Genomic DNA, 12,034 nt, shown 5'->3' with positions numbered 1-12,034 from the left:
CTCATTGTACCTCCCCGTTTGATGATATTTTGTAAATTTCTTGTCTCTCATTTAAAGTCTTCAACCGTCCCGAAAAGTTGCGGTTTCCATTCTGCTTGTTGGCCTGTCTGTACTCCTTGGGCGTATAACCGGTCTTTTTCTTGAACAGAGTTATAAAATAAGGGACATTGGACATTCCGACATTAAGCGAAATGTCCGACACGGACTGATCCGTATGGATCAGGTCAAACACCGCCCGTTCCATTCTGATCTGCTGAAGATATTCAACGGGACTTAATCCCGCTACGCGTTTAAAGGTTCGCTGCAAATGATAAGGACTGCCATGGCAAATCTCCGCCAAGTGTTCCAGGGTTATCGCCTGGTCATAATGACTGTCGAGGTAGCTTCGGATCTGTTCCACCCATTCCCTGTCCGGCAACCGTTCCCCGGTAGGCTTACATCGTTTGCAAGGCCGGAAATGGGCGGAAAGCGCCTGCTCGGCATTGTCGAAAATACGCACATTGGATTTATTCGGCGGCTTGGATTTGCAGGACGGCCTGCAAAATATCCTTGTCGTTTTTACCGCATAAATAAACTTCTCGTCGTAACCTGAATCGTTGCTTACAATGGCTTTCCACTGCTCATCCGTCAAATTGCCCTCCGGCCGCCCTTCTTGAAAGTCGCGCTCCATTTCTTGTTCACCTCCACCACCAGTATAACCCCGCAAAGGCACGTATGTACGGATTTTGGAATGGAAAAGCAAGATTTTGAAATTTTTCGAATTTCAATTGTGATACAACTAAGATAAGAACGGACAACCGATGTTGGAGGTTAATCACGATGAATGAAACATGGACATGGCAGGAGCCCGAAAAACAAATCAAGCTTTCCCTGCCCCTGGAATTCAGCTTTTCGCAAAATTTGAACTATTTGGCGGACGCCGCCGGCGAATGTCTGTACCGAATACAGGACAACGCCCTCTATAAAGCTCTTCCGATCGGAGAACAAATTTACGTCGCCAAAATATGCGAGGCCCCCGAATCCCCGGGTATGCTTGTGATTTCATTCCTGGGCGGGACCTATCCGGAGCAGCCGTCCGAACGGGAAGCCGTGGCAAGTTACGTCCGGGACTGGTTTGACCTGAATGCCGATTTGGGTGCATTTTATGAAATGGCTGGACGCGACCCACTGCTCAAAGCAACGGTGGACGCCTTTTACGGGCTCCGCAGCATGGGGATTCCGGATTTGTTCGAAGCGATCTGTTGGGGAATCCTCGGGCAGCAGATTAATTTAAGCTTTGCGTTCACGCTCAAAAGGCGGCTCGTTGAAGCCTACGGCAAAAACGTAACATTGGAAGGCGAGACATATCATGTGTTTCCGACGCCGGAGACCATTGCCGCCCTATCGGTCCTCGAGATGGAGGAACTAAGAATGACCGTGAAAAAAAGAGAGTACCTGATCGGCGTTGCCAAACTATTAATGGAGGGAGAGCTGTCGAAGGAAGCGCTGCTGCAGATGGGAGATCATCAAAAGATCGAAAAAAAACTGGTCGGCATCCGCGGGATCGGACCCTGGACCGCAAATTATGTATTAATGCGCTGCCTGCGCATTCCGACGGCGTTTCCGATCGACGACGTCGGTCTGCAAAATGCGGTAAAGCATGCTCTCGGCTTGGAACAAAAACCGACCAGACAGGAACTGCTTAAACTTGCGGCCGGCTGGAAAAACTGGGAGTCTTACGCTACGTTTTACCTGTGGAGACTGCTGTATTAGAAGGATGACCAAAGGAAGATTCCTCGACAAAGGCGTGCTTTCCCTTTTTTGCATAATATTCCGGCGTTTAACGGAAACTAGGGATGCTGATCGTTACTAAAGGAGGTGTCCATATGAGCAAATCCCATTCCAACGAACCAACGAAATCCGAAGTGTATAGAACCAAACTGAACAGAATGCCTGTACCGGGCGAAGGCCTGGACAACACGGAATTTTCGGCTGAAGAAGCGGCCGAGGTTTTTAAGAACAATCCGTCCGCCGGTAACAATGTTAAGGATCGGGAGTAGTAGGTAGTTATTCCAGATCGTTATACAAAAAGATGGGGGTGCCTCTGAAGGTCCATTAGACCCGGGGCGCCCCTTTGTTCATTCATTCGCTACTTTTCCATCCGATATCTTCAACAAAGAGAAACAAAACCATTCAACTCCTCCTACGGGGGAGTACTTTTTTGGGCGCTCCCATAAACAAGTCAAAAAATTTCACAAACGATTCCGATTCTTTGATCATACACTGTAAAACAGTCACTTTTTCAGATAGGAGGTTCAGCTATGGTCAAATGCCGTTTCGTTTCATGTTTGATCATTTGCATCGCCCTATTTGTAAGCGGTTGCTCAGCGGGTTCGCCAAACCCGGATTCGAAAACGCTTACACTTTGGTATTGGAACCGAAGCCTGGATGACAATCTGATCAAAGCGGTGGAAAAGGAGTTTCCCGGCATCCGGATTCAGGCCCAGAAAATCGGCGGCGATTTTAAATCCAAGCTGAAAACCACGCTCGCCGCGGGAAAAGGCGGTCCGGATATCGTTGCTTTCAACGACTGGGTTGCAGAGCTGTTTACAAGCTCGGACCGGTTCTACGATCTGTATGAGCTTGGCGCGAAGGAGATCGAGAAGGACTATCTCGATTGGAAGTGGCAGCTTGGCGTAACCCCCGAAGGCAAAATGATCGCGATGCCGATCGACACCGGACCTACCGCGCTGTTCTACCGGGCCGACCTGTTCGAACAAGCCGGCCTGCCCAGCGATCCCGAAGAGGTTCACCGCCAGCTCGCAACCTGGGAGGATTACTTGAATGCCGGGATAAAGCTGAATGAGGCTTTCGGCGGCAAGGTTAAGCTCACGGATAACATTACCAACGTTTACAATCAGGTCAACTCGCAATCCGGGCACATTTATTTCAGCAAAGACGGCAGCTTCATCGGCGAGGATACTTCCTCCTCCATGAAAACCGCATGGAATACCGCCGTAAAAGCGTCGCACATGGAATTGCTGGCCAACGCCGGCAGTTTCTCGTCGGAGTGGAACGCAGCGATGAACAACGGAAGAATCGCTTCCTTTGTCGGAGCGGTATGGGCGAAGGAGATCCTTATGGACGCCGCGCCGGATACGGCAGGCAAATGGCGGGTAACGAGGGCGCCCGGGGGCGACGGCAATAACGGAGGGTCTTTCCTGGCCATCATGAAGACAAGTCGTTATCCCGAGGAATCCTTCGAAGTCATGAAATGGCTGCTCAATCCGGAAAACCAGGCCAAATCTTACGAAACCATCAATCTGTTTCCATCGGCATCCGGCGCTTTGGAGTCCCCTGCCATGCTGCGGAAGGACCCTTTTTTCGGCAATCAGCCGACAGGCGAAATTTTCACGGCATCCGCCCGGCATGTTAAATCGGCCTATTTTGGCGGAAAATTTGCCAATCTGAACGGGATTGCGGGCCGTCAGCTCCAGTCCGTGGCCCTTGAGGGCAAAGACCCGGATACGGCCTGGGAAGACGCGATCAAGCGCATAAAGAGAGAGCTGCTGCGTTGAACCTTTTTGGCCCGTCAAATAAAGGATAACTCTGGAGGTGAATTCCTTGGAGAAACGAAAAGGCTTGGCTGCCGCGATGTGGAAACACCGGAAAGAATACCTGGCGATATCGCCTTTTTATATTCTGTTTGCCGTCTTTGGCTTGTTTCCGATCGCTTTCTCCATGTACCTTTCTTTCCAAAAATGGGACGGCATCGGCGAAATGACGTTCAACGGACTGAACAACTACCGATTCATGCTCACCGATCCCGAATTCTGGAAAGCGGTAGGCAACACCTTGGTCATCTGGATTTACTCCACGATCCCCATGCTATTTTCCGCACTGGTTATCGCTTTTTTGCTGAACGCGTCTTTCGTCAGATTCCGGACCTTTTTCCGCATCGGCTACTTTCTCCCGAATGTCACGTCGCTCGTAGCCGTCGCGATCGTATTCGGCACGTTGTTCTCGAACAATTACGGCCTGTTGAATTACGTTCTGAACCTGATCGGCCTGGAATCGGTCGAATGGCTGAACAAAACCTGGGGCATCCAGCTGGCCGTTTCCGTCATGGTCATCTGGCGCTGGGTCGGATATAACGCCATCATCTATCTCGCGGGTCTGCAGAGCATACCGACGGTATTGTATGAAGCCGCCAAAATCGATGGCGCTACCGGAATCCAGGCCTTTTTCCGGATCACCATCCCTAATCTGAAACCGATCATTTTGTTTACCGTGATCACCTCGACGATCGGCGGCATGCAGGTGTTTACGGAACCCCAGGTGCTCGTCGGCAATGACGGCGGCGTCGGCGGGGGCGGAATGACCATCGTTCTTTATTTGTACCGTGAAGCCTTCGTCAACAACTACTTCGGATACGGATCCGCCGTCGGCTGGGGAATGTTCGTGCTGATTGCCCTTTTCTCGCTTTTCAATTGGAGAATGGTCCAGGGCAAGGGTTCAAATGAATCATGACGGGAGGGGAACATAGCGTGAAAGGTAAATCTCTTCTGCTGCATTTGGGGCTGTCTGCGGGTCTTATGGTGTCGATCTTCCCCTTCTACTGGCTTCTGGTCATGTCCACGCGGACCACAGCGGACATTTACAGCTTCCCGCCCAAAATGTGGTTTGGCCCGCATCTATTCGATAACATCGCCGGAGTGCTGGACAGCATTGATTTTTTCGGCGCGTTCTTGAATACCCTATTTGTCGCTTCTGCCTGTACCCTGCTGGTGCTGTTCTTCGATTCGCTTGCCGGGTTTACGTTCGCCAAGTTCAGCTTCCCTGGAAAAAGATGGATGTTCATCGTGCTCCTGGCCACCATGATGGCGCCTGCCCAGCTGTCGCTGGTCCCTTCTTTTGTGATCATGGCCGCTTTTGGTTGGGTCGGCACCTTCAAAGCGCTGATCATCCCGGGGATGGCGAACGCGTTCGGCATTTTCTGGATCCGGCAGTACGCGGAAGAATCGGTTCCTTCGGAGTTGCTGGATGCCGGGAGAATCGACGGCTGCGGATTTTTCCGCCTTTACTGGAATGTGGCGCTGCCGATTCTTCGTCCGGCCCTCTCTTTCCTTGCCGCCTTTACGTTCATCGGGGTGTGGAACGATTACCTGTGGCCGCTGATCATCTTGACCGATGAAAACAAATTCACGCTCCAGATCGCCCTTTCTTCTTTAAACGGGATTTACACGACGGATTATGCCATGGTCATTGCCGGCACGCTGATGGCGGTCATTCCGCTCATCGTCCTTTTTCTCTTCATCAGCAAGCAATTCATATCCGACATCGCGGCAGGCGCGATCAAAAGCTAAAAGCTAGGGTGCTCCGGTTACCAACAGGCAGGCAGCACCCTTTTTTCGTTCGAACCCTTGGCTAATGTATAAGACCGCAGCACTTCTTGAATTTTTTTCCGCTTCCGCAGAAACACTCTTCATTTCTTCCCGGCAACGGGAGGCCCGACAACTTATACCGTTCCAGCTGTTCCTCCCTCAGGCGGTCCGCAATCTTTTTCATGCCCGGGTAAGCATGGCGGTAGAATTCCTGGTAGCTTTCGCAAAAATAATCCTTTTGACTTCGGTCATTGACATCCAGCCAGTTCCGGTTGCGCGGACATCCCCCATGGCAAAACGCAATAAATTCGCATGCCCGGCATGCTTCGTTCACGGCCGGCTTCATCGCGAGGAAGGATTCGTATACCGGATGCTCAAGCAGCTTGTCGAGACCGCTCTCCCCTATGTTCCCTAGTTTGTGCCCCTCATCCATGAAAAAGTCGCAAGGGTACGCATCGCCGTTCGACTCCAGCATCATCATTTTCGGACAGCTCTTGCGATGTACGCAAAGCTCCGGTTCGTGGTTCATCAAGACCGCAAGCATATTATCGAAGATTCGCACGGAAAAGTCGGGCCGGCCATCGTTGTACCATAGATCAAATACGCGGCAGAGAAAGTTTCCATACTGCTGGGGCGTAATGCGAAACCGTCCCGGCAATCCGGATGTCCGGGAATTGAAATCCATGCACGGAATGAACTGAACAAACCCGAATCGATGTTCGCGGTAAAACGAAACAAGCTCTTCCGGTTTGGTTACGTTATCCTCATGGATCACCGACAAAATATTAAAATCAACACCGGCCTCGGTTAAATGCCGGATTCCCCGCATGACCAGATCAAAGCTTCCTTTGCCGGATCCCGTTACGCGGTGGGCGTCATGAATCGTCTTGGGTCCGTCCAGGCTGACGCCGACGAGGAAATTGTAAGTTCGGAAAAACTTCGCCCAGCTCTCGTCGATTAACGTTCCGTTCGTTTGAAGGGCGTTTCCGATGGAGGTATAGGGTGGGGCATAACTCGCTTGAAAAGACACGGCTTGTTCAAAAAACGGAAGCCCCGCCAGCAGCGGCTCCCCTCCCTGCCAGGCAAAAGAGGCGGAGCCGTTCGTCTTTTTCATATACTCTTGGATAAAACGCTCCAAAACCTCAGGCTCCATCGTTCGTGCCGGCTGATGTATCTTTCCCCCGCAGGTGCTGTAATAGCAGTAATCGCAAGCCAGATTACAGTCTTCGGATACGGTTTTCAGCATGACGCCAAAGCCTTTCTGTCCAGGGGATGTTTGTCCGCAGGTGCTCATGGTTAGTCCTTCTTCCTTATGATCGTTGTCTTGAAAATGTTGTTGTTTGTGATATCGGTTGTTATCAACGTTAGAACATCTGCGCCTCTTTCTCCGTGAACAAAGTTACTAGACCTGGAGGAAGTTGAACCATCTCTGGCAGGAACCTAAACCTACTCGCCATATTCATGATAAAATAGGTTCTGTATTGATTTGATTTGCGATGGAGGAACGTACATATGAGCTTTGAGAAAATGTTGGAAAAATATGCGGAGCTTGTGGTTAAAGTGGGCGTTAATGTTCAGCCCGGCCAGGTGCTGCTGGTGCAATCCCCCTTGGAAACCGCCCAGTTCACCCGCCTGGTCGTCGGCAAGGCTTACGAGGCCGGGGCAAAACTCGTCCAGGTCGACTGGGAGGATGAAACGACGACCCGCATCCGCTACGAAAAAGCGCCGGACGATTCATTCGGCTATTATCCGCAGTGGCAGGCCGACACGATGGAACAGCTGGCCGCGGGCGGCGGTGCCCTTCTGCATATCAAGGTGCCTGACCCCGAGCTGTTCCGTGGAATTGACGCCGCTAAAGTATCTACCGCGGTTAAAGCCGCATCCGTGGCCCGGGAGAAGTTTCAGACTTATGTAAGAAACAATAAGATCAGCTGGTCGCTCATCAAGGCCCCTACCAAGGCTTGGGCCGACAAAGTCTTTGCCGACCTCCCGGAAGAACAGCGGATCGACGCGATGTGGGATGCCGTGTTCCGAATGAACCGGGTCGATACAGAAGATCCGGTAGCCGCTTGGCGCGAGCATATCGCGGAATTGAAGAACCGGCAGGAGTTCATGAACCAGAAGCGGTACAAAAGCCTTCGCTACCGCGCACCCGGAACCGATCTGCGGGTCGAAATGCCGGAAGGCACCTCTGGCTTGGGGGTGGCGATTATAACGAGGCGGGCGTCTATTTTGTCGCCAATATGCCGACGGAGGAAATTTATACGATGCCGATGCGGACAGGCGTCAACGGAACCGTCCGCAGCACGCTGCCTTTGAACCTGAACGGCCGGCTCGTGGAAGGCATCACCTTCGCGTTCAAAAACGGCAAAGTGGTGGAATATGACGCCGAATCCGGGCGGGAACATCTGACTTCCCTGCTGGAGACCGATGAAGGAGCTTCGTATCTTGGAGAGATGGCGCTGGTACCATACGGCTCCCCGATATCCTCGCTGAACCGGGTATTTTACAATACGGGCGTCGATGAGAACGCCTCCTGCCATTTCGCGCTCGGCAGCGCCTATCCTGTCAATATCGAAGGCGGGACCAAGCTGTCGAAAGAAGAATTGCTCGCCAAAGGAGCGAATGTCAGCCTGACCCATGTCGACTTCATGATCGGCTCGGCCGAGCTGGAAATCGACGGCGAGCTTCCGGATGGAACCGTGGAGCCGGTATTCCGCGGCGGAAAATGGGCTTGACGAGGTAAAGCACGGCTAACCTGCCAGCCATATATGACATTTTAATGTAGAGGGTGTTTCCAAAGTGGAGTGATTCTGCTGAGGAATCGCCCTCTTGTTTTTTCACAAATGAATTCATCAAATATGACAATAGATGTCATATAAATCCTTGTATACTGAAGTCAATGTAAAGGAGGACTGATATCCATGAAAGCATTGGAAGGGAAAATTGCACTGGTTACCGGCGGAAGCAGAGGCGCCGGCCGCGGAATCGCCATTGAGTTGGGAAAGGCGGGTGCTACCGTGTACGTAACCGGCAGAAGCACACCAGGGAAAACCACCCATGATCGGCCTGAAACGATCGACGAAACCGTTTCCCGAATTGAAGCCTGCGGCGGAAAAGGCATCGCGGTTCGTTGCGATCATACCCAAGACTCGGAGACGCAGGCCCTGATAGATCAAATCCGTTCGGAACAAGGCCGGCTCGATATTCTCGTCAATAATGTATGGGGCGGAAATGAATTGCCGATTGAATATGCCCCCTTTTGGGAACAACCGCTCAAGCATTGGGATCATATGTTTACCTCAGGCGTACGCGCACAATTAGCCATGAACTTTTTTGCGTTGCCCCTAATGCGAGAACATGAACAAGGTGTTATTTTCCACACAACCTTTTGGGATGATCATAAGTATCTAGGAAATTTTTATTATGATCTGGCCAAAAATGCATTGACCCGCATGGCCTATGGATTATCCGTGGAGCTGAAACCGGACAAGATCGCGGTTCTTGCGATATCGCCAGGCTGGATGAGAACCGAATTGGTGCTTAGAAGCCTGAACACGGATGAGGAGCACTGGCAGGAGGTGGATGAGCTAAAAAGAACCGAAAGCCCTTATTATATCGGTCGAGCCATCGCGGCTTTGGCCGGCGATCCCAAGGTCATGGAGAAAAGCGGACAAGTGCTGCTGGTGGGGGATTTGGCAAAAGAGTATCGATTCACGGATATCGATGGCCGGTATATCCCGCCTTTCAAAGCAACTTATACGGATATGCATTAATCCTTCAATACGTACTTTCTCAGAATACAGGCCGCGTTTTGAAGAAGTTTTTCTTGCGAGATAAGGAAGCCGCGTCTCCGAAGCTTATACTTTCTTATCTCTTAAAAAAAGACGCCTCTGGATCATCCTGCGATAAATCCAGAGGCACCCTTATAATCGTGGGAAACGGTTATAGGCATATCGAGCAATCTTGCAAATTGCTAAAGAATTTACCTTGTTATCCGCTGAAGAAGCCGATGGGCTTCCCCAGAATTAGATACTTCAATGGAATCAATCCTTTCGGAAAAAAACGACAACCGTCAACTTTTCGTTCCGTCCACAATGGCTTCAACCGTTTCCCACTTATTTTTTATATACCACTCTCATTCGAGATGAAACGGAAAAATTATAATTCCTATGATTTCTTTAAAACGCCGTCGTGCCTATCACTAACAACATATCGGCCATAAGTCGTTTGCTCCTCTGATGAACGCGGCGGTTAAAAAAATGCCTGCGTTCTGCAGGCATTTTTTGTTTATGGCATAGGAATGGATAAACGTATGAACGTCCCTTCTCCCGGTGCCGACTCTATGCTGAACCGTGCGCCGATTCCACGGGCCCGTTCCTCCATGCTGAATAAGCCGACACCCGTCTTCCCTTCTTTTCTTGTAATTCCCGCTCCCCTGTCCATAATGGCGACATCGATCGAATGCTCGTGCTGATGAATGGTAACTTGAGCCTGATCCACGTCGGCATATTTGCCGGCGTTCAATAAAGCCTCCTGTATGATCCGGTAGACCACCGTCTCCTGCTGATGGCTAAGACGCTTGGTCAGATTGGATTGGAAATCCACCGTGATTCCATAATGCTCGGTAAAATTCTCAATGTAGGTTCGGATGGCGGGCACGACGCCAAGATCGTCCAAAATGGATGGCCTCAGCTCCCAGGCGAGTCCGCGCACATCTTCGATGATGTTGGAAACCTCGCGTCGGATCGCGCTCAGCTCTTCGAACCCCGATTCCCGGCTCGATCCGTCTGATTTCCATGCTTCCTCCGAACGTTCCCGCTCGGCGACAAGCAAACGGTCCATGCCGATCAGGAGGGAGAACAGGCTTTGCCCGATTCCGTCATGCAGCTCGCGCGAGAACCGCTTCCGTTCCTCCTCCTGAATTTCCATGACTTTAACCATCATTTGCTTCAATTCTTCCTCAACCGCTTTCAGGCGGGTCACTTCATGCCGAATGGCCAAAAACTGCTCGGGACGGCCGTCTTCGCCAATGAAAGGAACAATCGTCGTATCGACCCAATAGAAGCTTCCGTCTTTGGCTTTATTCCTTATCTCTCCATGCCAGACGGAACCGGACAGGATGGTTTCCCACAGATTTCGCATGAACGATTTATCATGAAAACCCGAGTTGATAATCCGGTGATCCTTGCCCAGAAGCTCGTCGCGGGAGTACTTGGAAATCTTGCAGAATTTATCGTTGACATAAAGAATGCGGCCTTTACGGTCCGTTACCGCCACAATCGAGGATTCATCCAGCGCGATTTTCAGATCGTTCAGCTGCCGGAGCGAATTTTTCACATTTTCCAAAAGAGCCGGCTCCGCATCGATCCCGTCCAGCCGGTTCAAGAGTGACAATACATGCTGACCGATAACTTCGGGGTAATGTGAAGTTTGATCGTTATTCAAATTGAAGCAGCCCCTTTTTCATGGCGTATTTAATCAGATCGGGACGGGTTTTGAGCCCTAACTTCTCCATCAGGTTGCTTTTGTGGGTTTCGACCGTTTTGACGCTGATAACCAGATTCTCCGCGATTTCCTTATTGGAGTAACCCTTGGCCGTCCAGGTCAGGACCTCCTTTTCACGTTCGGACAAAGTGCTGAACTCATCGGCGCTTTCCCCGTTTTTAACCTTTTCTATGTATTGGCCCATCAAGCGCTTGGTGGCCAGCGGCGTTAAATAAGCATTGCCCGCTGCCACGAAGGAGATCGCCGTCAGCAGCTCCTCATGCGGGGCGTTCTTCAAAATATATCCGGAAGCGCCCGCTTGAATCGCGCGGAATAAATACTGCTCATCATCATGCATCGTTAAAATCAAAATAAAAATATCGGGAAGCAGCTTTTTCAATTCTTCGGTAGCCGTCATGCCGTCTTTGCCATGCGGCATGCTCAGATCCATCAATACTACATCCGGCCGCAGCGCTTCGGCTTGGCGAATGGCCTCGTCTCCGTCCGCTGCCTCCCCGACCACTTCAATGTTCTGTTTCTCTCCGAGCAGCAGCTTGAGCCCGGATCGAACGACAGCGTGATCGTCAACTATCAACAGACGTATCATAATTCCCTCCCATATCCGTTCCACAGGTGTGATTGATATCATAATATAAGAAAAAAACAATCCCGGCAATCGCAGATTGTTTTTTCTGAAGAAAGCTGTTATATTTTAGCGTTTTCATAAATTCGGGCGGCTGCGTCCTCCAAAAGCTCCAGATCGTGCTTCGTATAAGGTAAAGACGTTCTTCGTCCGATCAGGATGACTCCCCTTGCTTCTCCGTCTGCTCCACGCAAGGGAACCGCGACTGCAACCAATAAATGTTCGGCAACCATTATAATATCCGGAATGCCCGGTTGTTCGTCCGGTTTATATGTTCGGTGAATCGTCCGGCCAATTCGAACGGCTTCACCGGCCATCCCCTGTCCCGGGCGGTCGACCATATGGCGATACCGTTGGTTCGTATTGCCCGATGCTGCAACCCACCGGATTTGACGGGTATCTTTATCATATAAAGCGGTAGCACAAAAGTCGCTGTCCGTACTCCCGCGAAGCATTGCCAGACGGCTTTCCCACTCCGTATTTTCGGGATTCATGTGGGTTCCTCCCCTATATACAATGTATCCTTACCTATTGTAGACCT

Annotated in this window: 11 protein-coding genes and 1 pseudogene; 7 read left to right on the top strand and 5 right to left on the bottom strand. The window is 51.0% G+C overall.

The features are described 5' to 3' along the window. Nucleotide 1: 1 nt before the first annotated feature. Nucleotides 2-670 carry a bifunctional transcriptional activator/DNA repair enzyme AdaA gene (locus XI25_RS19725; protein ID WP_046679866.1) on the bottom strand — a complete coding sequence of 223 codons (669 nt, stop codon included), beginning with the start codon at nt 668-670 and terminating at the stop codon, nt 2-4. Between the two features lie 149 nt (nt 671-819). Between XI25_RS19725 and XI25_RS19720 the strand changes: the two genes are divergently transcribed. The 5 genes from XI25_RS19720 (at nt 820) to XI25_RS19705 (ending at nt 5,345) form a co-directional block, all read left to right on the top strand. Further along, nucleotides 820-1,752, top strand: a complete 933-nt coding sequence (locus tag XI25_RS19720; RefSeq protein ID WP_046679865.1) for a DNA-3-methyladenine glycosylase family protein — start codon at nt 820-822, stop codon at nt 1,750-1,752. 113 nt (nt 1,753-1,865) lie between these two features. Further along, on the top strand, nt 1,866-2,039 hold the full coding sequence (locus tag XI25_RS33770) for a hypothetical protein (protein WP_200901450.1): 174 nt from the start codon (nt 1,866-1,868) through the stop codon (nt 2,037-2,039). A 261-nt stretch (nt 2,040-2,300) separates the two neighbouring features. Next, nucleotides 2,301-3,557: an ABC transporter substrate-binding protein gene (locus tag XI25_RS19715; protein ID WP_046679864.1), complete on the top strand. Its 1,257-nt coding sequence runs from the start codon at nt 2,301-2,303 to the stop codon at nt 3,555-3,557. Nucleotides 3,558-3,633: 76 nt separating this feature from the next. Continuing rightward, nucleotides 3,634-4,509: a carbohydrate ABC transporter permease gene (locus tag XI25_RS19710; protein ID WP_082112450.1), complete on the top strand. Its 876-nt coding sequence runs from the start codon at nt 3,634-3,636 to the stop codon at nt 4,507-4,509. Nucleotides 4,510-4,574: 65 nt separating this feature from the next. Beyond that, nucleotides 4,575-5,345, top strand: a complete 771-nt coding sequence (locus tag XI25_RS19705) for a carbohydrate ABC transporter permease (protein ID WP_235440024.1) — start codon at nt 4,575-4,577, stop codon at nt 5,343-5,345. Between the two features lie 61 nt (nt 5,346-5,406). Here the strand turns inward: XI25_RS19705 and XI25_RS19700 are convergent, their stop codons facing one another. Then, nucleotides 5,407-6,657: an anaerobic sulfatase maturase gene (locus XI25_RS19700; protein WP_046679861.1), complete on the bottom strand. Its 1,251-nt coding sequence runs from the start codon at nt 6,655-6,657 to the stop codon at nt 5,407-5,409. A 218-nt stretch (nt 6,658-6,875) separates the two neighbouring features. Here XI25_RS19700 and XI25_RS19695 point away from each other — a divergent pair. Then, a pseudogene (locus tag XI25_RS19695) lies at nt 6,876-8,101 on the top strand (aminopeptidase). 186 nt (nt 8,102-8,287) lie between these two features. Continuing rightward, nucleotides 8,288-9,139 carry an SDR family NAD(P)-dependent oxidoreductase gene (locus XI25_RS19690; protein ID WP_046679860.1) on the top strand — a complete coding sequence of 284 codons (852 nt, stop codon included), beginning with the start codon at nt 8,288-8,290 and terminating at the stop codon, nt 9,137-9,139. Between the two features lie 514 nt (nt 9,140-9,653). Here the strand turns inward: XI25_RS19690 and XI25_RS19685 are convergent. The 3 genes from XI25_RS19685 to XI25_RS19675 form a co-directional block, all read right to left on the bottom strand. Then, entirely contained in the window at nt 9,654-10,811 is a 1,158-nt protein-coding gene (locus XI25_RS19685; RefSeq protein WP_046679859.1) for a PAS domain-containing sensor histidine kinase, read from the bottom strand. Then, entirely contained in the window at nt 10,804-11,457 is a 654-nt protein-coding gene (locus XI25_RS19680) for a response regulator transcription factor (RefSeq protein WP_046679858.1), read from the bottom strand. The genes XI25_RS19685 and XI25_RS19680 overlap by 8 nt, the downstream gene beginning before the upstream one ends. A 98-nt stretch (nt 11,458-11,555) precedes the next feature. Beyond that, nucleotides 11,556-11,987, bottom strand: a complete 432-nt coding sequence (locus XI25_RS19675) for a GAF domain-containing protein (protein ID WP_046679857.1) — start codon at nt 11,985-11,987, stop codon at nt 11,556-11,558. Nucleotides 11,988-12,034 lie beyond the last annotated feature (47 nt).

This window comes from Paenibacillus sp. DMB20 (genome assembly GCF_000987955.1).
Lineage (GTDB): Bacteria > Bacillota > Bacilli > Paenibacillales > Paenibacillaceae > Paenibacillus_AQ.
The sequence above is the reverse complement of the archived record's forward strand: the minus strand, read 5'-3'. Positions and strand labels throughout refer to the sequence as shown.